This window comes from Paenibacillus sp. PastM-3 (genome assembly GCF_029893965.1).
Classification (GTDB): Bacteria; Bacillota; Bacilli; order Paenibacillales; family Paenibacillaceae; genus Paenibacillus_AQ.
The window spans coordinates 305,331-330,577 of the sequence record NZ_JARXXP010000002.1; the positions used below are offsets into that span (position 1 = coordinate 305,331).

Here is a 25,247-nt window from a genome sequence, read left to right on the forward strand (position 1 = left end):
CAGCCGCTTAGCTGCTGATAGTCGGATGATCGCCTTCGGCCCAGCCCGTATTATCGCTGTTCAGGATCCGCTCGATCGGATACACCTGCCGTACAGCAGTCACAACGCCTGCGCAGAGAACCGCTTTGACAAGGTCGCCCGGGATGAACGGCCACATTCCTGCTGTCAGCGCCTTGGAAAGGGAGTCCATTCCTGTAGAATGGGCCAGCCACCATACACCTCCGGGATAGACCAGCAGTGCGCCGAACACAATGTTGGCAGCCGCGAGTTTGGGAAACGTATATTTATCCTGCCGCATACGCTGGGAGCACAGCCCAATCAGGAAAGCGGCAACCGGCCAGGAGAAAATATAGCCTGCCGTCGGGCCCACCAGTACCGCCACTCCGCCGCTGCCGCCCATAACAGGAAATCCGGCTGCACAAAGGCCGATGACGATAAGCACAGCCAGCGTTCCGTAGCGTGCTCCAAGTACCGCGCCGGCCAGCATCACTGCCAGTGTCTGAAGTGTAATCGGCACGGCCGAAATAGGCAAATAGATCTTGAGGAAACTGAGTGCAATCATGACTCCGGCAAATAACGCGCTGAAGATCAGGCCGCGAGTCGTCCATTTTTTCATTGAAAGAAGGCCCCCCGTTTTTTTGAAACTACTATAACATCCCGGTCTGTATACATCAATGTTTAAATTTTTGCTATAATCAAGAGCAATTGTGGACGAATGGCGTCAAAGGAAGCAGGTATAACGATGATTACAGCGCAAAATATATCCTTCTCGTACCGGGACGGCCAGCGCCGGCTGCCGGTATTGCAGGGGATTTCCATACATATCAGCCGCGGCGAATGGGTGGCCCTGACCGGAGCGAACGGCTGCGGCAAGTCCTCTCTGGTGCGGATGTTCAACGGACTGAATATTCCGGCCGCCGGCAGTCTGCATGCTGCCGGTCTTGATCTCCGGTCTGCAGTGAACCGTACAGCCGTGAAGCAGCACATCCAGCTTGTATTCCAGAATCCCGAATCCCAGAACATCGGCTCCACGCCTTACGAGGATATTGCCTTCGGGCTGGAGAACCGGGGGCTGGCCCGGGATGAAATGGATGCACAGATCCGCCGGGTATTGCAGCAGGTAGGACTGGCCCATAAATGGGCGGATGATATCACCACTCTCTCCGGCGGGGAACGCCAGCGGCTGGCTGTCGCCTGCTGCCTGGCGCTGGAGGCGGAGATGATTATCTTCGATGAGGCCACATCGATGCTGGACCCTGCGGGGCGGAGCCGCATTATGGCGCTGGCCAGAGATTTGTGGCGCCGGGGGACGACGATCCTGTGGGTTACCCAGCGGCCGGAGGAGCTCGCGGAGAGCCCGAGGGTCGCCGTAATGGAGCAGGGAACGCTGCGCTATGACGGCGATCCGCGCACACTGTTCTACAGCTCCGGGCTCCCGGAGCTGCTGGGCTGGGAGCCGCCGCCGGTCATCCGTATCGGCCGGCTGCTGCAGTCGCGCGGCTGGCCCCTCGGGCAGCTCCCGCTATCCGAGCAGGAACTGGAGGCGGTGCTATGAGCATAAGGGCAGAAAAGGTAGCTTACCTGTACGATAGTACCGCTGCTCTGCAGGATGTTAATCTGGAGATCAGCCGGGGCACCCTGGCTGTTCTCTGCGGCGTGACCGGCAGCGGCAAATCGACCCTGCTGCGGCTGCTGGCCGGGCTGGACACGCCCTCGTCAGGCAGGATTGTATATGCCGGCGGATCAGGCGGGACGCCCAAGGTATCTATTGTGTTCCAGCAGCCGGAGACCCAGCTGTTCGCCGGCAGTGTACACAAAGAAATGGAATATGGCCTGGAGCAGCATGGCGTGCCTAAGGCACAGCGCCTGGAGCTGATCCGCAGCGCTTTGTCCAGGGCCGGGCTGCCCTATGACATATTCGCCGGGCGGTCCCCTTTTCTGCTCAGCGGAGGAGAGAAGCGGCGGCTGTGCATCGCCGCCGCTCTTGCCGTGCAACCGGAGCTGCTGATTCTCGATGAGCCGACCGCGGGGCTCGATCCGCAGTCCGCTCACTCGCTGCTGCAGCTGGTGCAGCAGCTGCGGGCAGAGGGCATCACCCTGATCATCGGCACACATGAGCTGGATACTCTGCTCCCGCTGGCTGATCAGGCGGTCGTAATGCACAGGGGAACTGTGCATTACAACGGACCGGCCGCTCCGCTTGCAGCGGATCACCAGCTGCTCCGGTCGGCCGGGCTGGAACCGCCTGCTTACTCGCGCATCGGGGACAGGCTCCGCCGGCAGGGGCTGCTGGCGGAGCAGCCCGCCAGCATTGGAGAGCTGCTGGCCAGGCTCGCTTCGCTGCCGCTGCCGGCGCCTTCCGCAGCCGGCGTTACGGGCGAAGGAATGGCGCAGCCGCACATGTCTGGCGGTGGTGCGGACGGGGGTACGGCGGAGTCGCACTTGCCTGGAGGTGGTGCAGGCGGAGATTTGGCAGAGTCGCATATGCCTATCGGTACTGCGGACGGAGGTACGGCGGAGACGCATAGCCGGAAGGCTTCACGCCGGATACGGTGGCAGAAGCTGGACCCCCGGGTGAAGTGGCTGGGGATGCTGCTTGGTTCACTCGTTGTACTGAGTATGGGCAGCTTTCCACCAGTGCTGCCGGCAAGCCTCATTATCTGCGGATTAATCGGTTCGGCTGCGGTTCCCTGGAGCAGGACGGTCCGGTACTTCCGTCCCTTCCTGCTGATGTTCCTGTTCCTGTGGCTGCTGTCTGCGCTGGACTGGACCTCCCCTGATTTCTCAATCGGACCTGCCGGCTTCAGCGTGGAGGGAATGGCACGGGGAGGGCTTAATGTGCTGCGCTTTCTGCTGCTGATCGCCCTTGGCTTCCTGTTCACGGAGACAACAACCGGTGCGCCGCTGCGCGAAGCGCTGGAATGGGGCCTTACCCCGCTCAAGAAGCTTGGCCTCCGTACCCGGGGCTGGTCACTGGCCGTATCCGTTACCCTGCAATTTGTCCCCTGGATTCTCGGCAAGCTGGATCAGCTGCAGCTGGCGCTGAAGTCACGCGGCAAACCCCGGCAGGGACTTGCACGCTGGACCCCCCGCCAGATCGCGATGCTTATCGTACCGCTCCTGATCCTTGTCATCAGTATGGGCGATGAGCTGGCCACAGCTGTCGAGTCCCGGGGCTACGACCCCAAAAAAGCCAGGACACCGGCATACTCGCTGAACTGGAAGTCCGCGGACACGCTGGCGCTGGCTTGTGTTGTTCTTACTACAGCTCTGCTATGGTGGTTCTCGCTCATCAGCTGAGTGTATAGCTCAGCATATATTCCGTATGCTGGTCGATCACACCCAGCTGCGGATCATGCACGGTCCAGGCTCCCTGAATGCCCAGCTCCCGGCAGGCAAGCTCAAAATTGCAGGCGGCAATGCCAATATCGATCCGCTGCATTTCAAACCCCAGCTTATTCCCGCTGTAATTCGGGGTATGCTGCAGATAGAAATGAACCTGCTGCCGGTCTGCCGACAGCACAGCCCGCCACGGCTGCTTGTTGGATGCCGACGGGCCGAGCCGGACCATCTCCAGTGCAGCAGCCAGCCTTCCCGCGGACTCCGGTGCCAGCAGCTGTCCGAAGCCGGAATCATAATATAACTCCCGCCAGGGCTTCTTCTGGTCCGCCTTGACCACATAACGCATAGTCGCGTCCAGCAGCCGCTGCTTCTCACGCGGGTAACCAAGCGGTGTAATGCAGGGAATAATCTCCCCCGGACGTAACTCCAGCTCACGCGCGAACGATTTGCGGCTAAAGGTCCCGCCGATCCAGCAGGTGCCAAGGCCAAGGCCTGTAGCATACAGAACCAGCTTATGAAAAATATAGCCAAACTCCAGCAGTGCCTTCTGGTCATTTTGACCCACACCTACCAGATAGGCCTGCGGATTCTGGATAACGCCATAAGCGCCAAGCCTGACAGCTTTGCCATCCCCGTCCCCTCCCTTGGCCCAGACCCATTCGATCCGGACCGTTCCGCCGAAGGGACCGCGCAGATTCTCCTCCTGCCCCAGATAATCCATAATGGATGCATACGCATTTTCTCCGATCGGGGTCGTCTCATAGGTGCGTACAGACTTACGTTTTTCAATAATATCCATTACCGCCATATTCATAGGTACAGCCCCTTTCACTATATTAACTGTTACGTTAATGCGTTAAATTCAGAATCAACATCTTGCCTACCGGTACAATGCTGATTGTCCGGATTACTGAATCATTGCAGATCGTACCATTTTTCACATCCTAATTTTAACATTTTCACGAGTTGATGCATAGCCGCCTCGGGTAATCTGAGACCTCTTAGGAAAGTTAATCACATCTTACCCCCACTTATTCTCAAGGTTATACACATCTTATCCACAACTGAGGACAAAATGTATTTTGTATCCATTTTACCAATTACAGAAACACAAGGCTTGCTGTCTAGTAGAACCGGATTTTTCAAAAAAAAGAGGACCTCCCTCACGGCAAAGGATGTCCTCTTTTTGAAATGGCTTATTGCAGTGCAGATCAGATCCGGATATCGAATCTTCCTTCACTGTCGGTTGTGGCTGCGGCAATCTGTGCGCTGCTTGCAGCCTTCAGCAGATTGGTGTCTGCAGGTTTTTCCGGCTGTGCGCTTTGAGCCGCCGAAGAAGAACTGCTGCTGTTCGACTTTTGGGCGATCTGCGCTTCAATCTGCTTAATTTGCTGCTCAAGCTGCTTCGTCTTGGTTTCTTTGGTCTTCTCGTCATCCTTGCTGGCTTCGACTTTTTCGAGCTCGGCCTCCAGCTTTGCTTTTTGCTTCTCAAGTGCGCTGGTGTCGGTCGCAGCGGATGAATAAGAAGCGGAAGCTGCGGATGTCGCGGATGAAATATTCATGCCTGTTCCTCCTTTTCCCTTTCAATATATACCTCTAGCCCCAATAGAACGTTAAAATGGGCTGAAAGTTTGCTGAAAGTAAGAAAAGGGGCGACGGTCCGTTACGCCTGCTCGTCCAGAGCTGGGGCTGCGGCAGGCCGCGGTTTCCGGTTGACCAGCATTACACTCAGCAGAATAATGACCAGACCTGCCAGTGTATTAGCATAAACGGGCTCATTCAGAAACAGCGCACCCCACATCAGGCCGAAGACCGGCACCAGAAAGGTAACACTTACGGTTTTCACTGCACCCACACTCTGAATCAGGTAAAAATACAACAGGTACGCCACTGCCGTACAAACAAGAGACAGGCCGAGCACGGAGTATACTGCTGCAGCAGACGGCAGATGCCGGGGAGCGAAAATAACCGCCAGCGGGAACAAGACAACAGCAGCACCGAGCTGCTGGCCGGCTGCAAGCGTGAGCGGCGCCAGATCACGGCCGACCCGCGAAGCGTAGAGACCGCCAAGGCCATAGGCCAGTGCTGCCCCGAGTGAAAAAAGGACGGACAGCAGCGTCTTTCCGGCCAGCGGTACCGGGCTCCAGCCGACCAGAACCGCTACCCCTGCAAGACCGATAACCAAACCGATGGATTTGGACAGGCCCGGCTTCTCGCCCCGGATGCCCCAGGCGGCAAGCGCTGTGAACATAGGGGTCGTAGCATTAAGAATCGCCGCCAGCGAAGCGTTCAGCTCCAGCTCCGCCATGCAGATCAGCGTGAACGGCAGTGCAGCGTTCAAGGCACCGAGCAGCAGGAACGGCTTCCAGTGCCGGAGAAGCGCCAGCTGCCTGCGGGTTATCCTCGCATACAGCAGCAAAGCGGCCGCCGCCAGCGCCACCCGGAGCTCGGTTGTAAACACCGGACCCAGCTCGGGAGAGGCGATCCGCATGAACAGAAACGATGCGCCCCAGGCAAAGGCGAGCAGGAGCAGGACGGTAAAGTCTTTTCGGCTCATTGCCGTCCTCCTTCTCGGCCTCTGCAGAGCAGCAGGTAAGACAGGACGGACAAAAGACCGGCGGAGGCGATCACAACGGCCATCGGCAGCGCCGTTTCATCTCCGCCGATACCGACCAGCGGAGCGACACAGCCGCCAAGAAGCAGCGGGAGCAGTCCGAGCAGCGCCGAAGCGCTGCCTGCCGTCTCCGCCTGATCCTGCATTGCCAGTGAAAAGGTCGTTGTGCTGATCATCCCGACGCTGGACACAACAGCAAGCAGGCAGATGAGAATCGGCCATATGCCGCCGCCAGACAGAACCGTAATCAGCAGCAGGACTCCGCCGAGCGCACAGAGCAGCAGACCGCTGGCCAGAAGCCTGCGCTCGCCGTACCTGCCGGACAATCTGCCGGCGATTTGTCCGGTAATAATAATGCCGAGCCCGTTAACGGCAAAGATCAGGCTATACATCTGCGGCGACACTCCGAACATATTTTGCAGCACAAAGGAAGAACCGGAAATATACGCGAACATGGCCGCCATTACAAAGCTCTGGGATAGCGCATAGCCCATAAACCGTCCGTTGCGGAGCAGACCGCGGAAGGTGAGCAGCGTGCCTTTCAGGCCGCTTTTTACGCGCCGTTCCTTGGGCAGCGTCTCCGGCAGGCGCAGCAGAATCGTTGCACAAAAAAGCAGACCGGCCGCAAAGAGCACAAAGAACACACCCTGCCAGGTCGTTACTCTCAGCAGCTGTCCGCCGATAATCGGCGCAAGAATCGGCCCCAGCCCGTTAACAATCATCAGGAGCGCAAAGAACTTGGTTAATTCGGAGCCGCTATACAGGTCACGGACCGCAGCGCGCGAGATAACCACACCTACCGAGCCGGCCAGCCCCTGGATGAAACGCAGCACAATCAAAAGGCCGATCGACGGGCTGAAGGCACACAGCAAGGAGGATACGGTATAAATCAGCATGCCGATCAGCAGCGGGCCGCGGCGGCCGTGAACATCGCTCAGCGGACCCGCCACCAGCTGCCCGGAGGCCAGTCCCAGCAGAAAGAAGGTCAGGCTAAGCTGTACCAGCGCTGCGCTCGTCTCAAAATGACGGGCCAGCTCCGGCAAGGCCGGCAAATACATGTCGATCGACAGCGGGCCGATTGTAGCAATCGCCCCCAGTATAACTGCCAGCTGCAGCCGCTGGCTGCGGGACGGGCCCTCTGCCGCAAGCATGCGGCTATCCATCTTTTCTCTAATCATTTTTCTATGACGCCAACCTTTCTCCAGCAGCCTTAACAGCCTGTTTTTAGTAATCTTCATACTAACTGATCGGGGCGGAAAGATTCAATGCTTTTTAAGCGGAGCCGGACTGCAGCGTTCTTGCTTCGTTCAGCCGGACATAGAAAAAGGACTCCCGAAAGGAGCCCTGCCGCCTACTGCACCCTGCACAGATTATATTCGGTGTATGCCTCGCAGATCAGTCCGTATGCCAGCGCAGTGTCTGCTATGATCGCTTTGCGTCTGGCTTTCAGCACAATTTGCTCCATATCGGCAAAGCTGCAGCCGGCCAGCAGGCCTGCGGTTTCCTCCACGATCCCTTGCGCCTCCTGCTCCCTGCCGAGCAGCAGCCCGATGTACAGCCGCCTGTCCTCCTCACCCGGAGATGAATAGGTCATCCTCGTATCAAAACGGCGCCACACCGCCGGGTCCAGCTCCTCCTCAAGATTGGTTGCGGCCATAAACACACTGTCACCCGCGAACTCGTCGAGACACTGCAGCAGCGTATTTACCACACGGGCCATCTCCTTGACCTCATCCCCGGAGTCGCGCATCCGCCCCAGCACATCAAATTCATCAAGAAACAGCACACATGGCACCCCGGCTGCATAGTCAAAAATCTTCCGCACATTGCTGGCCGTCTCCCCCAAATGACTGTGAATCACCGTATCCAGCCGGACCAGGACAAGCGGCAGGTCCAGCTGATGAGCCAGGTGAAAAGCAGTCAGCGTCTTACCCGTACCGGGAGGCCCGAACATGACCAGCTTATTGGGCAGAGGCACATCTGCTGCTGCAAACCGCTCCTTCATACTGAGAATCGTAATGAACTCATCGACAATTGTGCGGTTCTGCCCGCTCAGCACAATGTGCCTCGCCTTCCGCGCGCATTCCTTCGGCGTATACACGCTTGCCATATCCAGCCCCTTGGCCCGCGGGAGCCGGGCCTGGCTGTTGTTTTTCTTGCTGCTGTTCACGTTATAGTATGCTCCTTATAGTTAAAGTCTGATTGCGACGTAATAGTAATAATTACGATTAAATCATATCAGAGTTTGGAGCAAAATGCTACTCGGGGCTGGATGCGGAAATTATAAAGACAAATTTTATTGATGGCATTGGTGGCGGGCTGCGTTTGACACATTAGAGGGAAAAATCCCACTAATGGCACCGGTGGCGGGCTGCGTTTAACCCATTAGTGGGAAAAATCCCTCTATTCGCAGGGGCAGCGGGCTGCGTTTAACCCATTAGTGTGAAAAATCCCTCTATTCGCAGGGGCAGCGGGCTGCGTTTGACACATTAGTGGGAAAAATCCCTCTATTGGCACCAGAAGCGGGCTCGGGTTGACCCATTAGAGGGAAAAATCCCTCTATTCGCACCTGAAGCGGGCTGCGTTTAACCCATTAGTGGGAAAAATCCCTTTATTCGCACCAGAAGTGGGCTCTGTTTGACCCATTAGTGGGAAAAATCCCTCTATTCGCACCAGAAGCAGGCTGCGTTTGCCCCATTAGTGGGAAAAATCCCTCTATTCGCACCAGAAGCAGGCTGCGTTTGCTCCGTTAGTGGGAAAAATCCCTTTATTCGCACCAGAAGTGGGCTACGTTTGCTCCATTAGTGGGAAAAATCCCTTTATTAGCAGGGGCAGCGCGGCTGAGTGTGCATTTTAGAGGGACAAAAAAGTAAAAAACTGCCCGCAGGAGCTCCCAAGAGTTCATTCCCCTCTTGTCGGCGGCTCTGCGGGCAGTTGCGTCACAAGCATTGTGCCAATGGTGTTGCTGGTGTTACCAATTTCACCTGTAATTGTGCTGCTGGCGTACTAGATTTGCTGGTTATTCTATTGCTCGTGTCAATGAATTTTGTGTTTTGAATTTTGTGTTTTGATTTTCGTGTTACTGCCCCTTGTGTTACTGCTTCTTGTGTTACTGCTTCTTGTGTTACTGGTTCTGGTACTACTGGTTCTTATGTTACTGGTTTTTGCTTTCCGGGACTACTGGTGTTACTGGTGTTACCGGTGCTACCGGTACTGCAACTCTTATACTCTCCGCAAGCACCTGTACGCCAAACCTTACTTCCGCTGCTGCCCAAGCCAGTTTCTGGCCGCTTCGACCTCAGCCGTGCTCAGGCGGTGACCCTGGTTGCCCCAATGGGTGGCAACCTCAGCCCCGGCGCCCTGCAGCAGCTGCTCCAGCTCCCGGGTTTCCTCGGCCCGGATCAGCGGATCATTGGTGCCGGCGCCAATGAAGACAGCGGCGCCTGCCAGGGAAGGCCATACCAGTCCGCGCAGCGGAACCATCGGGTGCAGCAGCACCGCCGAGCGGAAAACCGGCCCGTAATGGAGCAGCAGGCTGCCGGCAATATTGGCTCCGTTGGAGTAACCTACAGCAACGAGATTACTGCTGTCGAAGCCGTACTGCTCCGCTGCACTGTCCAGGAACTGCTTCACTTCATGTGTGCGGAAGACGAGGTCCTCCTCATCGAATACACCTTCAGCGAGACGGCGGAAGTAACGCGGCATGCCGTTTTCCAGTACATTTCCCCGGATGCCCAGCACCGAGGAGCCGGGAGACAGCATTTCCGCCAGCGGAAGCAGGTCATGCTCGTTGCCTCCGGTGCCATGGAACAATATAAGGGTCGGCCGGCTGGCATCTGTACCTTTTTTAAAAATATGAATCATACGCGGTTCGCCTCCACTTCACGGATTTCAAAAGGACTCAGATTGGCTTCAATTACGGCACGGTTCGGTTCGAACCAGACCGGCAGCATCAGCTTCTGGCCCAGCTTATCCGGCTCCTCATCGCGGGCAAAGCCCGGAGGATCGGTAGCAATCTCGAACAGGATGCCGCCTTCCTCGCGGAAGTAAATAGCGTTAAAATACTGGCGGTCCTGCACCGGCGTAGGCTGATAGCCATGGCTTTGGACAGTGCGGCCCCACTGAAGCTGCTCGGCATCATCTTTGGCGCGCCAGGCGATATGATGCACAGTGCCTGTGCCGCCGCCGCCCTGCGGTACCGGTGTAGTTTTGAGATCAATAATGTTGCCGATGTCTGCAGAAGAACGGTAACGGATATACCCGTCGCCCTCGGCGATCTGCTCAAGACCCAGCGTGCGGGTCAGCGTATCGGCTGTTTTATCAGGATTCATGCTGTAGAGCACTGCGCCGCCAAAGCCTTTAATCGCATGCTCGGCAGACACTCCCCCGAAGGACCAGGTGCTGAGCGCGCCGGCTTCACGTTCCACCAGCTCGATCCGCAGCCCGTCATAATCGGCAAACGACAGATACGCTTCCCCAATCCGCGTTACTTTGGTCACTGGAATCCGGTAATTAGCCAGCCGCTGCTCCCAGAAGCCCAGCGAGCCTGCCGGCACAGCGTAGGTAGTCACTCCGACCTGGCCGCCGCCGATTCTGCCTTTGCGTCCGGTTGCCCAAGGAAAGAAAGTGATAATCGTACCCGGAGAGCCCTGCTCATCCCCGAAATAGAGATGGTACACCTCAGGCGCATCAAAGTTGATCGTCTTTTTTACAAGTCTGAGTCCAAGAATTCCGGCATAAAAGTCAGCATTCTGCTGCGCATCTCTGACAAAAGCGGTAATATGGTGAATCCCTGCAGTCTGAAGGGTCATAACATCAATCTCCTTAAAGGTTTTTTGTGAATTGATAAGTTTTATGCAAAGACGTTCAGCATTTCCGAAAATGTTATGCAACCTGTATTAGCTAACGGGAGACATTCCCCGGCTCAGTTAAAAAAGAGGGCATCCAGCGAAATCGAACCCGGACCTGTCAACGCCACCGCTACTGCAACAACCAGGACTGTCAGCGGGAACTCAATTCCGTTGGCCGTCGACCAGAAGCCGTTCGGAGCATGAACCTTAATAATCGCCCCGAGCATCGTTGCCGCAATCAACACCGCCGCCACTGGTGTCAGCAATCCCGCTGCGAACAGCACCCCGCCAACCAGCTCCATAATTCCGGCCGCAACTGCCATCGCAACTCCCGGTCTGATTCCGATGGATTCCATCCAGCCTCCAGTTCCTTTAGGACCATAGCCGCCAAACCAGCCGAACAGCTTTTGTGCACCATGACCGATAAAAGCAACCCCGATAACCACTCTCAACAATAATAATCCTACACTAACCATTTTAAACACGCTCCATTCTCTTCTTTTTAATTATCTTAACATTAAGATATAGACTAAATTTTTTTGGCATAAGCCAGATATATATCTTTCTTAATCCCGCACATCGTTAGTCTGCTAAACTGTCTCACACTAACTTACCGTAGAGATACCGGCACCGGCTGAGCTTTACTATCAGAGCATGCTCCAAACCGGGTATGCCAGCACGCCCAGCCGTACAATTCCCAAAGAAATTCTACACGCCTTTGCCCAGCTTCTTGAGCAGTTCGATCGTCTGCTTCTTCTCGTCCTCGCTAAGTCCGCCCATCAGGCCGTGAATCGAGGCAACATGCTTGGGGAAAATATCGTCAAACAGCTCGCGGCCCGCCTCTGTAATCTCGGCATAGGTCACCCGGCGGTCTTCATCACAAGGCACACGCTTCAGCAGTCCCCGTTTCTCCAGCTTGTCGATATTATAGGTAATGCTTCCGCTGGTTACCAGAATCTTCTCTCCAATCTGCTGAAGCGGAATCCGTGTCCGGTGGTACAGCACCTCCAGCACCATGAATTCAGCTGATGCCAGACCATGGCTCTTCATATCCCTGACTGCGTGATCCATTAGGCTCTTATATGCTTTGGACAAAACAACGAACAGCTTCAGTGATGCCGCCTGATCCAGGTCGGGGCTGCCGGTTGTTTTGCTAATCAGTTCATTATAGTCGCTCATCTTGCACACCTCCATTTCTCGTACATGCCGGTCACTTCTTGCGGGTGAACCGCTCATCCGTTATGTCTTTAAGTTAATTATCTTTAAGTTAAGATAAATATACGCCATCCATTCTCTATTGTCAACCGTTGATTGCAAAATTAATCTTGTCCGGGTTTGACCTCCCTATCAAAACGGCGTATCCTTTTGGATACGTGCTGCAGAGGCCGGCTGCTGCGGACCGGAGCCTGAGGATCTGCTATACCTCAAATACCCGGAGCCGGCAGGGACAAACAAGAGCCGTCACAAGTAGAAACGGCTTCTCCGTCCTTCAGGGGAGGCAGCAACCGTTTCTGCGAGAAATATAAGGAGTATTGATAGCGTAGAACATATAAATTCTTATACTTTTTCAAATGAAGCTCCGGCCCTCTACAGCTTATAAACCGCAAGCCTTATTAAAAGTCTTCATTTCCCAAATACATTCTATTCTCTTTTATGAAAGGAGACCTCTCAGTGAACGATAATATTCAATCCCGCTCCGGGTCTGCCGCAGGACAAGACCCGGCTACGCGCGTGCTGATCGTGACGGCAGTCGCGGCCGAGCGCGAGGCCATCCTCCGAGGCCTGGGCGGCAGCGCCAGGTTCGAGGTGATTGCAGCGGGGGCCGGCACCGCTCAAGCCGCGGCCGGCACGGCCGCCGCCCTGGCAGCCGGGGCCTACGGCTGCGTCATCAGCGCCGGGATCGGCGGCGGCTTTCCCGGGCGGGCGCCCGTAGGCTCGCTGGCCGTCGCCAGCGAGATGATCGCCGCCGACCTCGGGGCCGAGACGCCGGAGGGCTTCCGCAGCGCTGCCGAGCTCGGCTTCGGCAGCAATACCGTGCCGGCGGCGCACGGCACGGCAGAGGCCCTTGCGGCCGCGCTTGCAGCGGCCGGCCTTACGGTCAGCACAGGACCTGTGCTGACCGTATCGACGGCGACCGGCACCGCCGGAACGGCCGCCGCCCTTGCCGCGCGGCATCCGGGTGCCGTCGCGGAAGCGATGGAAGGCCACGGGGTCGCCGTGGCCGCCCAGCGGTTCGGGATCGCGGCGCTCGAGCTGCGCGCGATCTCGAACCCGGTCGGCCCGCGCGACCGGGCCGCGTGGCAAATCCCTGCAGCGCTCGACGCGCTAGCGGCAGCCGCCGCTATACTATTGGAGGTGCTATAATGCAAGCAACGACTGAGCAATTGAACATAGCCTTTTCCCCATGTCCGAACGACACCTTTGTTTTCTACGCTTTGGCACACGGGCTGGTACCGGGTGCACCGAAGCTGAACGTGACCTTTGCGGATATTGATATTACCAACGGGCTGGCCGCAGACGGCGCCGGACCCGAAGTGCTCAAAATCTCCTACGCCGCCCTCCCCTGGGTGCTCGACCGGTACAAGCTGCTGCCTTGCGGCGGTGCACTTGGCCGTGGCTGCGGCCCGCTTGTGCTGACGGCCGGCGGCCAGGGTGGGATCCGCCTGCCGGCGGATCTGTCCGGCCGGCGGATCGCCGTGCCCAGCGAGCGCTCCACGGCTTATCTCCTGTTCCGGCTGTGGGCTGCGCAGCAGGTGCCGGGCGGTCCCGGCGAGATTGTCGTCATGCCGTTCGATGAGATCATGCCGGCCGTCCGGGACGGACAAATTGATGCCGGTCTGGTCATTCATGAAGCGCGCTTCACTTATAGCTCGTACGGCTTGAACATGCTGACCGACCTCGGCAGCTGGTGGGAAAGCGACACCGGCCTGCCGATCCCGCTGGGAGCGATCATTGCCCGCCGTGATCTTGATGACAAGGCTATTGCCGGCTGGATCAGAAGCTCGCTGCAGTTCGCCTGGGATCATCCCGCCGATAGCGGCTGCCGCGAGTTTGTGCTCAGTCATGCCCAGGAGCTGTCCCCTGAGGTGGCCAAGTCGCATATCGACTTGTATGTGAACGGGTTCTCCATGGATCTCGGCGAGGAGGGCTATGCAGCGATCTCTGCCCTGCTGAACCGCGCAGCTGCCGAAGGGCTCGTACCGGCGGTTGACCCTGAGCTGCTGCGTTAACCTATTCAAAGTTTGCCGGCAGTAGCAGGATTCCCTGACCTGCCTTTGGAGCGGCTTGTTTCATAAGGACTAAGGAAGTAATCGGCTGTTAAACAGGTCTAATCATTATGAATGGGAGAGGATTTAATGATTCCTTCTGGCAACAGCAAACAGAATATTGACCGTTTTTTGGGCTACCAGAACGACTATGACCGTTACCGTCCGGAGGCACCGCCAATCGTTACCAGCCTGCTCAGCAGCTATCTGGGAACACGTCCTGCTGTCGTTGCCGATATCGGCTGCGGAACCGGACTATCCACCTTTGTATGGAAAAATGCCGCCGATACCGTTTACGGCATCGAGCCGAATCCCGATATGCTGAGTAAAGCTGTGGAAAAGCTGCAGCAGGACAGCAATGCGCAATCCCTGTCCTTCCAGCAGGGTTATTCCAACCAGCTACCGTTCGAACCAGGCAGTGTTGACATTATCACCTGCTCCCAGTCCTTCCACTGGATGGAGCCGGCCAGCACCCTGCAGGAGATCGCCCGCTGCCTGCGTCCCGGCGGTGTTTTTGCCGCCTACGACTGCGACTGGCCACTGGCGCTGCAGGCAGACATCGAAACCCGGTACAACCGCCTGATCACCTCCTCCGACAGCCTGCTGGATGAGCTGCAGCCGGAGGCCGAGCGTGCTTTTAAATGGGACAAAGAGGGGCATCTGGCAAGGATCCAGGCCAGTGGTCATTTTACGTTTGCCCGGGAAATTGTGTTTCATAATACCGAGACCTGTGACGCGGCGCGTTACGTCGGTCTGATGCTCAGCCAGGGCGGGCTGCAAACGGTGCTGAAGCTGGGTTCAACGCTGCTGAATGAGGCTATTGCCGAGTTCACTGCAGAGGTGGAGCAATATTTTGACGGCCGTACCCTGCCTGTTCTGATCAGCTACCGGATGCGGATCGGAATCAAATAACCTGCGCTGCGCTGATTCATCTGGTCATTTTAGCGAATATAGCTTATACTGACTGCAACGAGACGAAGAACGTCCCGGCTAACCTTTGGGGGAGCCGGGACGTTTTCTATTTTTACAGGGAGCGTGAGTATATGTTTTTTGAAGACGCACATCGGCAATTTATCGGAAGTCATCTGGCTGCAAGACCAGCGGGAGAACGCCGGGGACGGCTGGAACGGGGGCATCAGCATGCTGAGGCACTCTTTTTGCGCAATGTATGGTGGCCACTGAGAGGAGATTTCTCCAACCTGCATCCTGAATATGAGGTGACAGACTGGCGCGGCAGGTCTTATTTTGCCGACTTCGCCTGGACTCCGGGGTACATCAAACTGCTCATCGAGATTAAAGGTTATGCCACCCATGTCCGCGATATGGACCGCACCAAATACTGCAACGAGCTAAACCGGGAAACCTTTCTGCAGGCGATGGGCTACCGAGTAATCTCCTTTGCCTACGATGATATCGAGCAGCGGCCCGAGTTGTGCATGACTCTGCTGCAAATGCTACTGAGCCGGTACAAGGCGTCTGATGCTCCCGCTTCACGTTTGCAGCTTATGGAGCAGGAGACCATCCGCCTGGCCATCCAGCTTGCCGGAGCTGTCCGTCCCCAGGATGTTAAGCAGCATTTTGATGTTGACTACAAATCAGCAGTCCGGACTCTGCGCAGCCTGTGTGATAAAGGCTGGCTGCGGCCTTCCTACAAAGGCAAACACGAGCGGGTGATCCGTTATGAGCTGGCGCATGGTGTGCTGGATTATTTTCATTAAGCGATGATCAGCCGCTGTTGGTGTACGTATCCGGTTTCCGACTCTAACGTATAACGCCCCCTCATCACTAAGTGGAAAAAAGCAATCTATTTAGGCGTGTGGAGTAACTTTTACGCATTTAAGTGGAAAATCGCTACTTAGTTTGGGCAATATGCCTCTGTAGAAGCGAATCCGGCTGAATTAAGTGTCCTTTTTCCACCTAGATTCTCAGTTTCGGTGTTTTGAGCAGAATTAAGTGACGTTTTTCCACTTAGCGTTAGCTGGCGGTTGCGGTGTGAGGAGCGTCCTGTGGTGTGCGTTACGGCTTGCGGTTTGCAGTCTGCATGCTGGCGGGATCTAGAACTGTAACACTTAGCGCAATCCGCATATCACCAGCAACATCTAAGTGGAAAAAAGCAATCTATTTAGCCGTGTAGAGTAACTTTTACGCATTTAAGTGGAAAATCGCTACTTAGTTTGGGCAATATGCCATTGTAGGAGCGAATCCGGCTGAATTAAGTGTCCTTTTTCCACCTAGATTCTCAGTTTCGGTGTTTTGAGCAGAATTAAGTGACGTTTTTCCACTTAGTCTAAGCTAGTTTGTTTAGGGTGTCAGTTACATGGGAGTTACGGGGTACGGTTACGGGGTACGGTTACGGGGTACGGGGTACGGGGTACAGGTTACGGGGTACGGGCGGGTCCCCCCCAGTCCAGTCCCCAACCCCATTCAATCCCGTAGCCACTCCCGTCCACACCAAAACAAGCGCCCAACCGCAGTCATACCGCGTTCAGGCGCCTGTTTGTTTTTTCCGCACCGCGTGTGCCTTCCGGCGCGCGGTGCTATGTCCAAGGTGGTGGTCAAACCTCCAGCTGTAACATTCCTACTTCTTGTTCATCTTAAACTTCAGGAACAGCTCGTTGTAATGGGCGAGCATGCGCTTGCCCAGGTTGTCGTAGACCTCAAGGCGATCGGTGATCTCGGCCGGCGGGTAGAAGCGTTCGTCGCCGGATATGTCTTTCGGCAGCAGCCCAAGTGCCGAGGTGTTAGGGGTGGAGTACCCCACGTACTCGGTGTTCTGGGCTGCGACTTCAGGCCGGAGCATGAAGTTGATGAACTGGTGCGCCCCTTCTACATTCGCCGCTGTCTTCGGAATGACCATGTTGTCGAACCATATGTTTGAGCCTTCTTCAGGCACCACATAGTCAAGCTTGTCGTTCTCGTCCATAATCTCCGAGGCATCGCCGGACCAGACAATCCCCACAGCCGCTTCTTCATTGGCCAGCAGCATCTTGATCTCATCACCCACGATGGCTTTTACGTTAGGGGAGAGCTTGTTCAGTTTGGTCAACGCCTCCTGCAGATGGGCCTCATCGGTATCGTTAACCGAGTAATGCATACTGTTCAAGGCCATCCCCATCACTTCGCGGGCTCCGTCTACCAGAAAGATATTGTTGTTCAGCCTGCTGTCCCAAAGGGAATTCCAGCTGCTGAAATCAATATCCCCGGTCATCTCCGGGTTGTAAATAATGCCTACCGTCCCCCAGAAATACGGTACAGAATACACATTGCCCGGATCGAAGGACAAATCCATGAAGCTGGAGTCAATATTGGCCAGATTCGGAATCTTGCCGTGATCCAGCGGCAGCAGCAGGTTCTCCTCACGCATCTTGGCGATGGCATAGTCGGAAGGAACGACAACGTCGAACACCGTCCCGCCCTGCTCCACCTTGGTCAGCATGGCTTCATTGGAATCAAAAGTCTGGTAGATGACCGTAATGCCCGTCTCCTCCTGGAACTGCTCCAGCAGATCGGGATCGATATAGTCACCCCAGTTGTAAATCGTCAGCGTATTGCCGCCGGTATATCCCTCAGCCGAGTTCAGGCGCATTGCAAGAAACATCAGACCGAAGGCAACCAGCAGAATCGCCAGAAAAGCATTTACCAGCTGTTTCATCTAGGCACCCCCGCTTCCAGAGCCGGCTCCGCTATTATGGCGGACGGCTTGTTCTTCCGCTGGTTCAGGAAATAGTAGCCGATGACCAGCAGGATGGTAAAGAGGAAGATCAGGGTTGACAGTGCGTTGATTGACAGCGATACCCCTTGCCGCGCCCGGGAATAAATTTCCACAGGAAGGGTTGAGTATCCGTTGCCCGTTACAAAGAACGTTACCGCAAAGTCATCCAGGGAATAGGTCAGCGCCATAAAGAATCCGCTGAAAATCCCCGGCTTGATAATCGGCAGAATTACTTTGGTGAGGACACTCATCCGGCTGGCCCCGAGGTCACGGGCAGCATCGGTCAGCGTCGGGCTCATCTCCTGCAGATGCGGCAGAATCATCAGCACAGCAATCGGGATGCTGAACGCCACGTGGGAGAGCAGCACAGAAGTGAAGCCAAGCTGAATGCCGGCAATCGTGAACAGGATCAGAAACGAAGCACCGATGATAACGTCCGGACTGACGATCAGCACGTTATTCAGCGACAGCAAAGCGTTCTTTGAACGCCGTCTGCGGCTGCGGTGAATGGCTAATGCCCCGATAACCGCAATCACGGTAGCGATTGAGGAGGAGAGCAGCGCGATAACGAGCGTGTTGATCACAATAATGATCAGGCGCGTATCCTGCAGCACCTCACGGTAATAATCGAGCGTGAAGCCCTCGAATTTATGCATCGTACCGCCGCTGTTGAACGAATAGTACATCAGGTAGAAGATCGGAGCGTACAGGACGACAAAGACCAGTACCAGATAGATATTGGCGATTCCGTTTTTATTTTTCATGCCGCACTCCTTTCCGCGAGCTGCCGGTCAGAAGCATGAACAGCGCCATAATTACGATCAGGAACACGGCAACGGTCGAGCCCATGCCCCAGTCCTGCGTAACGAGAAAATGCTGCTCAATAGCGGTGCCCAGTGTAATAACCCGGTTGCCGGCGATGAGACGCGTGATCATAAACAGCGACAGCGCCGGAATGAATACCGCCATACAGCCGGAGCGCACCCCGGAAATCGTCAGCGGAAAAATAACCCGCCGGAACGTCGTCCATCCGGAAGCACCGAGATCGCGGGCAGCATCCACAAGCGACAGGTTCAGCTCCTCCAGGGCGCTGAAGATCGGCAGAATCATGAACGGGATGAAGATATACACTGAAACGAACACGAAGCTGAATCCGGTAAACAGAATCTGCTGTTCCCCGATCCCCAGGACATCAAAGAGACTGTTGACCGGCCCGAACGTGCCGAAAATCCCGATGAACGCATACGTCTTCAGCAGCAGATTGATCCAGGTCGGCAGGATAATCAGCAGCAGCCACAGCTGCTTATGCTTCGTGCGGGTCAGCAGATAAGCCGCGGGGTAAGCAACGAGCAATGAGAACGCCGTGATCAGGAACGCATACCAGAAGGAGTTCAGCATCATTTTCATATACACCGGGGTGAAGAAATTCGCGTAGTTGTCCAGTGTAAGATTTCCGTCCAGATCAAACAGGGAATAATAAATGACCAGCAGCACCGGCGCTATGACAAACAAGGCGATCCATAAGTAGTAAGGGATGAGATAATACGAACGGCCCTTATTATTCATGGCTCTCTACCCCGCCGTAAGCTTCCAGACGTCTGTCGAATTCTTCCTCCGTTTCACCGAAGCGCATAACATGAATGGCTTCCGGGTCAAAATAAAGCCCGATCTCGCTGCCTACCTCGGCCTTGCGGGTGGAGTGAACCAGCCATTCGTGGCCGGATTCGTCATAACAGCTGATCTCATAGTGCACGCCGCGGAACAGCTGGGAATCGACGCGCACCTTCAGCTTGCCCTGCTCCAGTGTGGAAATTTCCAGATCCTCCGGGCGGATAACGATCTCCACCGGTTCATTCGGCCGCAGGCCGGCGTCCAGACATTCAAACCGGTGGCCGTTAAACTCAACCAGATAATCCTCGATCATCACGCCCGGCACAATATTCGACTCCCCGATGAAGTCAGCGACGAACCGGTTGATCGGCTCATCATAAATATCGTTCGGCGTGCCGCTCTGCTCGATCTTCCCTTTGTTCATGACAAAGATCCAGTCCGACATCGCCAGCGCTTCTTCCTGGTCATGCGTGACAAAAATAAATGTAATCCCGAGCCGCTGCTGCATTTCCCGCAGGATATACTGCATCTCGGTCCGCAGCTTCAGGTCAAGCGCAGACAACGGCTCGTCCAGCAGCAGCACCTGCGGCTCATTGACGATCGCACGGGCAATGGCCACACGCTGTCTCTGGCCGCCCGACATTTCATTGATCGCACGCTGTTCGTAGCCGACCAGGTTAACGAAGCGCAGCGCTTCCTGTACCTTTTGAGTGATAACATCCTTTTTAAGCTTCTTGATGCGCAGTCCGAAGGCCACATTCTCGAACACGTTCAGATGCGGAAACAGGGCATAATCCTGAAATACCGTATTGACCTGCCGCTCGTTGGCGGGAATGTGGTTGATCATTTTACCGTTCAGATAAATGGAGCCTTCTGTCGGTTCAGCAAAGCCGGCAATCAGACGCAGAATGGTTGTCTTGCCGCAGCCGGAGGGGCCCAGAAGTGTATAGAATTTGCCGCGTTCGATCTCGAAGCTGACGCCTTTCAACACGGCCTCCTCATCATCATATTGCTTAGTAACCTGGTCAAAAGAAATAATAGTGCCTTCCGGGGTAGCTATAGCTAACAACCTCCCTTACCTTATGTATTACAACCTATTTTACCCTTATCTGGCAGTGCGCAATCGGCTCCTTCCTGGCGGAGCCCCGCCTGTACCGACAATCCTGCCCCTGCTTCGACAACATTTCATATTATATAGCATATCGGATGAATCCCATATATGCGATAACATAGATTGTAAAAACTCTGGCTGAATCTTAACAAGTTCGTAAAATATATACGCTTCACGCTCCGGTTGAAATGCTATAATGAAAACGGCTGAAAACAGCTTGAAAATTCCTCCTTTTACGAAAGAAGATGACCGACATGAACGAGGGGTTACAGGACCGCCTTGAGAAATTTGGATTATCCCTTTATATGATACGCATAACCCTGGCTGCCTCCCTATCCTGGCTAGCCGTCCACAGCCTGTATGGAGATCACTACCTGTACTTCGCTCCGCTGGCTGCCATTCTGATTACACAGGGCACCGTCAAGGCTTCCCTGGAAAAAGGCTGCTACCGGCTGCTTGGGATCGTGCTTGGCGGAACCGTCAGCCTGATTGTGGGACGTTTTCTGGATGTCGGGATTGTCTCCCTCCTGCTGATTCTGCTGATCGGCATAGGCGTTGCAACCGCCTGCCGGATTAACATCCAGGCCGTCTCGCAGGTCGGCGTAACCTCTGTACTCGCGCTTACCTTCTACCATGACCATTATGTTGTATGGAGACTGGCGGAGACACTGATCGGTGTCCTAATCGCCCTGTTAATTAATATGATTATTGTCCCGCCCAAGGGCTTCGCAAAGGTTAGGGACTTGGCGCTTCAAGGAAGCCTGCTGCTGGCCGATTCATTAAGCGGACTCGCTTCAGGAGGCAGAAACGGTGAACCGGCCCGTGACATGCTGAAGCGCTCCGGCGTTCTGCTGACGAAGAGCAGCAGCCTGCAGAAGGAGCTGCTGTACACCCTGTCGCACTATCCGTGCCGCAAGGATCTGCGCGGGCTGACCCAGGCTACGGCGCATCTGCAGAAGGTTCACTTCTATATTCAGGAAATCGCTGAAGAGCTGACCCTGCTGCCTGCCCACTACGCCGGTTCGGACCGGATGAATGAGGTAATGGCCGCTGCAGCCGACTGTGTCGCTCTCTACGGAACCCGGACGCTTTCTGATGCCGAAGCCCGGCGACCGCTGCCGGAATGTCTGCGCCGGGCCCGGGAGCTGCAGCTCACCTGGTTCTCCGAGCTGCAGGCGGAATGTCCGCTGACAGCCATCCGCGATCTAGGCGCCGTCTTTTCACATCTGAACCGGGTGCTTGATGTTATTGAGCAGGCCGATTACACAGCCGTTTCCGCAGCGGCGCTGCCGGTAAGAAGCGGATCCGCCCGCAGCATCCGTCTCGGCAGCAAAGGACTCTCCCACAAGCTTTAAGCTTGGGAGGGTCTTTTTTTTCAGGATAAGAACTTATCGCCCTTAATGCCTCCACAAAGGTCCGGAGCCGGCTTCCAAGTTAATGGCCCGCTTTGCGGGTTTTTTTGACGTCCTGGAACCTGACTGGAGATAAAGACCCATTGGCGGCTCTTACACCGTACTCCGGCTGCAATTTTCTGTTGAAATTACAGTTGAAAACTCACTGCACAAGTATTAAAATTAGGATTATTTGCAGCATTTGTCGGAATTCAGTACTATAGAACCAGTTATGAATCTTTTATTGCCGATTCTGGTCGAATAAATGACCTCATGCTGAACGTTTATCAATGTCTCATGTATAATGGCAAACTGTCCGAAAGGGCAGGACGCAAAGCAATGGGCCTAACAATGCTCTGCTGCATTTATGGCTGCCAGGCCGCCGCTTTCTGATAATCCTAAAAGCGAGGTTATAACAATGCCGAACCACACTCTTGAACAGCCACGGCATGCGTTCAGCATAATGCCTGCCTTCAGTGCTGCTGATCCCAATCACTCCTCCATCCGTTCCAAGCCGTTTGAAGCGGCCGGAAATGAGGACAAGAATGGGAGAATCATCGTGCAAAATGACCAGATCTTTATAACGCCTCCCTTACCCGGCGGCAAGGCTGCCGTTATCTCTGCCCTTCACCCCGTTGTCCTCAAGATTAACAGGATCAGAGCCGCTGATCCTGTTGCTATTACTTCCTCCGACCATCTGAGCTGGGAAATCAGCGAGAAGCCGCAATACCAGATTACTGTTTCCGAAGACGGGCTGAGCGCCTACTTTACCCTCTACCGGGTCGAAAAGTATGCCTGGAGGCTGGTCAATTGCCCGGCCTCGGCTGAGGTCTGTGTCCGGGCGGAGCCGAACTATGATCTGCTGCTCTCCAGGCTGACCGTTAATCAGATTCTGGCCGAACTCTCCAATAGCTCCTTCATTCCCAATCTCAACATCCCTGCCTTGTATGCCGAGCTGAATAATCCGACTTATCTCCCGGTCTGCATCGCAGTGGGCAAACCGCCGCTGCCGGGAACGGACGGACGGCTTGAGCCCCTAACCGGACTGTCCATGGCTGAAGTATTCAGCAGCAGTGAAGTCCCTGATCCGGAGAATATACTTGATTATCCAGGGGTCCCTTCTGTACGGACAGGCGGGATACTGGCGCGCAAGCTGCCTCCGCAGGAAGGCTTGCCCGGGGCTGACGTGTACGGCAGCATTCTGCCCTCTCCCCCGCCCGAGGATATCATCCTGAAGCCTGCTGAATGCTACTCCCTGCTCCCGAACGGGGATATTGCTGCGCGCCGTGACGGCCGGCCGCGGATTACAGGCTGGGGAACCCGGATGATGAGCATTGATTTTCCCGATATGCATGTAGTACAGAAGAGTATGATCACCGCTAACAGTGCAGTTTGGTTTGCAGGAGATGTAATGTTTCCGGGTGGAATCGGTGAACACTGCACGATAGAGGCATTAGGAAACGTATACATATTCGGTGATGTCCGCCATGCCGTCATCGCCGCTACCGGAAGTGTAGTCATCCGCGGCAACGCTACGGACAGCCACATTTACTGCGGCGACTGCGGAGCAAGACAGCACCGGCTGTATAAACTTCCCGGAGAGCTGATCGATGAGCTGACCTTGCTTAGAAACGCCGCCCTTCAGCTGGAGGAGAATCTACGCTCCCGTCAGCAGCCTGTAAAATACGGGCTGGTCGTACTGCTACTGCTGGAGAGCAAATACGTCCACCTTCCCGGCCTGATGCAGGGGCTGCAGGGGCTGCTTGCCGATGGCGAGCCTGCAGCTCCAGTTGACTACGGACAGTTGAAGCATATGCTGGATATCTTCCTGCATCCCGGACAGTTCACTGAATTTATTAATGATGCCGTGCTTGCAACCTTTCTGGGCCTGCTTAAGGAGCTTCGTGACGGGATTCTTCATATGCATGAGGGGAATGTCCGGCTTGATCTTGCCTGCTCGGAGGACAGTCTGCTCCATTCCGGAGGCGATCTTTGTATTCATGGAGAGGGCACTGTAAACAGCACACTGCTGGCAGCGGGCAATGTCCGCTTCCTGATGGCACAATCCGTATGCAGCGGTTCGGAAGTCGAAGCCGGCGACTCCATAGCGTTGCAGCAGGCCGGAGCTGCAGCAGGCCGGCAGTCTGTGCTTGCCGCCGGCTGCAAAATCAGCGTCCGCCATATAGAAGATACCCGGATAACCATTGGCGAACATACCGCCGAGTTCACTCTACCTGCGGGAGAGTCCGTCTTCACCGCCCAGAGCCTGCGGTTGAGAAACCGGACCTGACCCATACTGACCCATACGAAAGAGCCTGCAGAATGCCGCACAAAGGCAGCCGGCAGGCTCTTTTGTCTGATCATAACCAGGGACCCCCTGGCGGAGCATCTCTTTTAGAGTGAAGGCTTCAGCCGCCGCTTACGCCCAAGATTTATATTCACCAGCAGAATACTGCCAACGATGAGCACCATCCCCGCGATAAGATTAAGCGTAATCCGTTCATGCAGCAGCACGACACTCGAGCCGATGGAAATCAGCGGAATCAGGAAGGTGAAGGAGCCCACCTTACCGGCCTCTCCCTCATTAATCAGCTTGAAATACACCATCCAGCCGAGGGCGATAACGAATACGGCGATAAACAGTGTATTCACAATAAAGGCGCTGCTCCAGGTAATGGCCGACCAGCTCTCTGTAACGGAGCCGGCACCCAGCAGGATCAGGCCTCCGATCATAATCTGCATGGCTGTCAGCCACAGCATATCCACCCGCGCCGCATTCCGCTTCATATATACGGTACCGAGCGCCCAGCAAAGCGCGCTGGCCAGAGCCAGCAGTACACCGGCCGCAGAGATGCTGCCGGTAAAACCGCCGATGCTGAGCGCGGCTACCCCGGCGAAGCCAAGCAGGAGACCGAATATTTTCAGCCCGTACATGCTCTCTCCAAGCCAGATCCAGGCAAAGATACCCAGCAGTACAGGCTGCAGAAAGACAATGGCCGAGAACAGGCCGGAAGGGACATATTGCAGCCCTATGGTCTGAAACCCGTAGTAAAAGACGATACTGAGCACTGCCGAAGCCAGATAGACCGGCCACAGCCGCCGGAATTCAAGCTGCTTCCATTTGGGAAGTGCGGCTATAATCAGGATGATTCCCGCAATGACTGTACGGATACCCGCGAAGAGCAGCGGAGGCGCATAGGTTAAGGCGATTTTGGAAAGAGGCCAGTTGATGCCCCAGACAATTACCAGAAAAGCAAGCAGCAGAACCGTTTGACTGCGTTGTGACATTGCGTTCACCTCTTGTATTATTTACATTCCAAATGATACAATAACCATGGTCATAATTGAAA

23 protein-coding genes and 1 riboswitch are annotated in these 25,247 nt (G+C 55.4%); of the genes, 8 read left to right on the forward strand and 15 right to left on the reverse strand.

Features of this window, described 5'->3' with window-relative positions; all coding sequences use genetic code 11:
• Window positions 1–7: 7 nt before the first annotated feature.
• A complete protein-coding gene (locus tag M2108_RS05150; RefSeq protein ID WP_277468082.1) occupies window positions 8–616 on the reverse strand; it encodes a biotin transporter BioY in 609 nt (202 codons plus the stop codon).
• Window positions 617–742: 126 nt separating this feature from the next.
• Between M2108_RS05150 and M2108_RS05155 the strand changes: the two genes are divergently transcribed.
• Both M2108_RS05155 and M2108_RS05160 read left to right on the forward strand, forming a co-directional pair.
• Window positions 743–1,555 (forward strand): ATP-binding cassette domain-containing protein, encoded by an 813-nt coding sequence (locus M2108_RS05155; RefSeq protein WP_277468081.1) that lies wholly within the window; start codon window positions 743–745, stop codon window positions 1,553–1,555.
• Complete coding sequence (locus tag M2108_RS05160; protein ID WP_277468080.1) at window positions 1,552–3,300, forward strand: ATP-binding cassette domain-containing protein; 1,749 nt, start codon at window positions 1,552–1,554, stop codon at window positions 3,298–3,300. Before M2108_RS05155 ends, M2108_RS05160 begins: the two co-directional genes overlap by 4 nt.
• On the opposite strand, the gene M2108_RS05165 is transcribed toward M2108_RS05160, so the two are convergent.
• From M2108_RS05165 to M2108_RS05205, 9 genes are all read right to left on the reverse strand, one after another.
• A complete protein-coding gene (locus tag M2108_RS05165) occupies window positions 3,293–4,156 on the reverse strand; it encodes a nitroreductase family protein (protein ID WP_277468079.1) in 864 nt (287 codons plus the stop codon). The two genes, M2108_RS05160 and M2108_RS05165, sit on opposite strands and share 8 nt — an antisense overlap.
• Window positions 4,157–4,553: 397 nt before the next feature.
• Window positions 4,554–4,904 carry a FlxA-like family protein gene (locus M2108_RS05170; protein WP_277468078.1) on the reverse strand — a complete coding sequence of 117 codons (351 nt, stop codon included), beginning with the start codon at window positions 4,902–4,904 and terminating at the stop codon, window positions 4,554–4,556.
• 101 nt (window positions 4,905–5,005) lie between these two features.
• Complete coding sequence (locus M2108_RS05175; RefSeq protein WP_277468077.1) at window positions 5,006–5,899, reverse strand: DMT family transporter; 894 nt, start codon at window positions 5,897–5,899, stop codon at window positions 5,006–5,008.
• Window positions 5,896–7,134 carry a multidrug effflux MFS transporter gene (locus tag M2108_RS05180; RefSeq protein ID WP_277468076.1) on the reverse strand — a complete coding sequence of 413 codons (1,239 nt, stop codon included), beginning with the start codon at window positions 7,132–7,134 and terminating at the stop codon, window positions 5,896–5,898. Before M2108_RS05180 ends, M2108_RS05175 begins: the two co-directional genes overlap by 4 nt.
• A gap of 173 nt (window positions 7,135–7,307) precedes the next feature.
• Entirely contained in the window at window positions 7,308–8,126 is an 819-nt protein-coding gene (locus tag M2108_RS05185) for an AAA family ATPase (RefSeq protein WP_277468074.1), read from the reverse strand.
• A 1,085-nt stretch (window positions 8,127–9,211) separates the two neighbouring features.
• Window positions 9,212–9,820 carry an alpha/beta hydrolase gene (locus M2108_RS05190; protein ID WP_277468072.1) on the reverse strand — a complete coding sequence of 203 codons (609 nt, stop codon included), beginning with the start codon at window positions 9,818–9,820 and terminating at the stop codon, window positions 9,212–9,214.
• A complete protein-coding gene (locus tag M2108_RS05195; RefSeq protein ID WP_277468071.1) occupies window positions 9,817–10,767 on the reverse strand; it encodes a ring-cleaving dioxygenase in 951 nt (316 codons plus the stop codon). The genes M2108_RS05190 and M2108_RS05195 overlap by 4 nt, the downstream gene beginning before the upstream one ends.
• Window positions 10,768–10,880: 113 nt before the next feature.
• Window positions 10,881–11,282, reverse strand: coding sequence for a DoxX family protein (locus tag M2108_RS05200; protein WP_277468319.1), 402 nt, complete (start codon window positions 11,280–11,282; stop codon window positions 10,881–10,883).
• A 232-nt stretch (window positions 11,283–11,514) separates the two neighbouring features.
• On the reverse strand, window positions 11,515–11,985 hold the full coding sequence (locus M2108_RS05205) for a MarR family winged helix-turn-helix transcriptional regulator (RefSeq protein ID WP_277468070.1): 471 nt from the start codon (window positions 11,983–11,985) through the stop codon (window positions 11,515–11,517).
• A gap of 474 nt (window positions 11,986–12,459) precedes the next feature.
• Here M2108_RS05205 and M2108_RS05210 point away from each other — a divergent pair, with 474 nt between their 5' ends.
• The 4 genes from M2108_RS05210 to M2108_RS05225 all read left to right on the forward strand — a co-directional run bounded on the left by M2108_RS05210 (window position 12,460) and on the right by M2108_RS05225 (window position 15,790).
• Window positions 12,460–13,170, forward strand: a complete 711-nt coding sequence (locus M2108_RS05210) for a futalosine hydrolase (RefSeq protein WP_277468069.1) — start codon at window positions 12,460–12,462, stop codon at window positions 13,168–13,170.
• Between the two features lie 20 nt (window positions 13,171–13,190).
• A complete protein-coding gene (locus M2108_RS05215; RefSeq protein ID WP_277468318.1) occupies window positions 13,191–14,036 on the forward strand; it encodes a 1,4-dihydroxy-6-naphtoate synthase in 846 nt (281 codons plus the stop codon).
• A 126-nt stretch (window positions 14,037–14,162) separates the two neighbouring features.
• Complete coding sequence (locus tag M2108_RS05220) at window positions 14,163–14,984, forward strand: class I SAM-dependent methyltransferase (RefSeq protein WP_277468068.1); 822 nt, start codon at window positions 14,163–14,165, stop codon at window positions 14,982–14,984.
• Between the two features lie 131 nt (window positions 14,985–15,115).
• On the forward strand, window positions 15,116–15,790 hold the full coding sequence (locus M2108_RS05225) for a DUF559 domain-containing protein (protein ID WP_277468067.1): 675 nt from the start codon (window positions 15,116–15,118) through the stop codon (window positions 15,788–15,790).
• Between the two features lie 860 nt (window positions 15,791–16,650).
• On the opposite strand, the gene M2108_RS05230 is transcribed toward M2108_RS05225, so the two are convergent.
• Genes M2108_RS05230 through M2108_RS05245 form a run of 4 tightly spaced genes read right to left on the reverse strand, consistent with a single transcriptional unit; the run spans window position 16,651 to window position 20,464 of the window.
• Entirely contained in the window at window positions 16,651–17,724 is a 1,074-nt protein-coding gene (locus M2108_RS05230) for an ABC transporter substrate-binding protein (protein ID WP_277468066.1), read from the reverse strand.
• A complete protein-coding gene (locus M2108_RS05235) occupies window positions 17,721–18,548 on the reverse strand; it encodes an ABC transporter permease (protein WP_068728673.1) in 828 nt (275 codons plus the stop codon). The genes M2108_RS05230 and M2108_RS05235 overlap by 4 nt, the downstream gene beginning before the upstream one ends.
• Entirely contained in the window at window positions 18,538–19,350 is an 813-nt protein-coding gene (locus M2108_RS05240; RefSeq protein ID WP_277468064.1) for an ABC transporter permease, read from the reverse strand. The genes M2108_RS05235 and M2108_RS05240 overlap by 11 nt, the downstream gene beginning before the upstream one ends.
• On the reverse strand, window positions 19,343–20,464 hold the full coding sequence (locus tag M2108_RS05245; RefSeq protein WP_277468063.1) for an ABC transporter ATP-binding protein: 1,122 nt from the start codon (window positions 20,462–20,464) through the stop codon (window positions 19,343–19,345). The genes M2108_RS05240 and M2108_RS05245 overlap by 8 nt, the downstream gene beginning before the upstream one ends.
• 296 nt (window positions 20,465–20,760) lie before the next feature.
• On the opposite strand from M2108_RS05245, the gene M2108_RS05250 reads away from it, so the two are divergent.
• Both M2108_RS05250 and M2108_RS05255 read left to right on the forward strand, forming a co-directional pair.
• Window positions 20,761–21,861 (forward strand): FUSC family protein, encoded by a 1,101-nt coding sequence (locus M2108_RS05250; RefSeq protein WP_277547155.1) that lies wholly within the window; start codon window positions 20,761–20,763, stop codon window positions 21,859–21,861.
• Window positions 21,862–22,193: 332 nt separating this feature from the next.
• A riboswitch (cyclic di-GMP riboswitch) is annotated at window positions 22,194–22,284 on the forward strand.
• Window positions 22,285–22,315: 31 nt separating this feature from the next.
• Complete coding sequence (locus tag M2108_RS05255) at window positions 22,316–24,187, forward strand: flagellar assembly protein A (protein WP_277468061.1); 1,872 nt, start codon at window positions 22,316–22,318, stop codon at window positions 24,185–24,187.
• 104 nt (window positions 24,188–24,291) lie between these two features.
• Here M2108_RS05255 and M2108_RS05260 read toward each other — a convergent pair whose 3' ends face one another.
• Window positions 24,292–25,185, reverse strand: coding sequence for a DMT family transporter (locus M2108_RS05260; protein ID WP_277468060.1), 894 nt, complete (start codon window positions 25,183–25,185; stop codon window positions 24,292–24,294).
• Window positions 25,186–25,247 lie beyond the last annotated feature (62 nt).

Bases quoted from the DNA above. Each gene is read 5' to 3' on its own strand.
- M2108_RS05150 (WP_277468082.1), bottom strand. From the start codon at position 616: ATGAAAAAATGGACGACTCGCGGCCTGATCTTCAGCGCGTTATTTGCC.
- M2108_RS05155 (WP_277468081.1), top strand. From the start codon at position 743: ATGATTACAGCGCAAAATATATCCTTCTCGTACCGGGACGGCCAGCGC.
- M2108_RS05160 (WP_277468080.1), top strand. From the start codon at position 1,552: ATGAGCATAAGGGCAGAAAAGGTAGCTTACCTGTACGATAGTACCGCT.
- M2108_RS05165 (WP_277468079.1), bottom strand. From the start codon at position 4,156: ATGAATATGGCGGTAATGGATATTATTGAAAAACGTAAGTCTGTACGC.
- M2108_RS05170 (WP_277468078.1), bottom strand. From the start codon at position 4,904: ATGAATATTTCATCCGCGACATCCGCAGCTTCCGCTTCTTATTCATCC.
- M2108_RS05175 (WP_277468077.1), bottom strand. From the start codon at position 5,899: ATGAGCCGAAAAGACTTTACCGTCCTGCTCCTGCTCGCCTTTGCCTGG.
- M2108_RS05180 (WP_277468076.1), bottom strand. From the start codon at position 7,134: ATGATTAGAGAAAAGATGGATAGCCGCATGCTTGCGGCAGAGGGCCCG.
- M2108_RS05190 (WP_277468072.1), bottom strand. From the start codon at position 9,820: ATGATTCATATTTTTAAAAAAGGTACAGATGCCAGCCGGCCGACCCTT.
- M2108_RS05195 (WP_277468071.1), bottom strand. From the start codon at position 10,767: ATGACCCTTCAGACTGCAGGGATTCACCATATTACCGCTTTTGTCAGA.
- M2108_RS05200 (WP_277468319.1), bottom strand. From the start codon at position 11,282: ATGGTTAGTGTAGGATTATTATTGTTGAGAGTGGTTATCGGGGTTGCT.
- M2108_RS05205 (WP_277468070.1), bottom strand. From the start codon at position 11,985: ATGAGCGACTATAATGAACTGATTAGCAAAACAACCGGCAGCCCCGAC.
- M2108_RS05210 (WP_277468069.1), top strand. From the start codon at position 12,460: ATGAAAGGAGACCTCTCAGTGAACGATAATATTCAATCCCGCTCCGGG.
- M2108_RS05220 (WP_277468068.1), top strand. From the start codon at position 14,163: ATGATTCCTTCTGGCAACAGCAAACAGAATATTGACCGTTTTTTGGGC.
- M2108_RS05225 (WP_277468067.1), top strand. From the start codon at position 15,116: ATGTTTTTTGAAGACGCACATCGGCAATTTATCGGAAGTCATCTGGCT.
- M2108_RS05230 (WP_277468066.1), bottom strand. From the start codon at position 17,724: ATGAAACAGCTGGTAAATGCTTTTCTGGCGATTCTGCTGGTTGCCTTC.
- M2108_RS05235 (WP_068728673.1), bottom strand. From the start codon at position 18,548: ATGAAAAATAAAAACGGAATCGCCAATATCTATCTGGTACTGGTCTTT.
- M2108_RS05240 (WP_277468064.1), bottom strand. From the start codon at position 19,350: ATGAATAATAAGGGCCGTTCGTATTATCTCATCCCTTACTACTTATGG.
- M2108_RS05250 (WP_277547155.1), top strand. From the start codon at position 20,761: ATGAACGAGGGGTTACAGGACCGCCTTGAGAAATTTGGATTATCCCTT.
- M2108_RS05255 (WP_277468061.1), top strand. From the start codon at position 22,316: ATGCCGAACCACACTCTTGAACAGCCACGGCATGCGTTCAGCATAATG.
- M2108_RS05260 (WP_277468060.1), bottom strand. From the start codon at position 25,185: ATGTCACAACGCAGTCAAACGGTTCTGCTGCTTGCTTTTCTGGTAATT.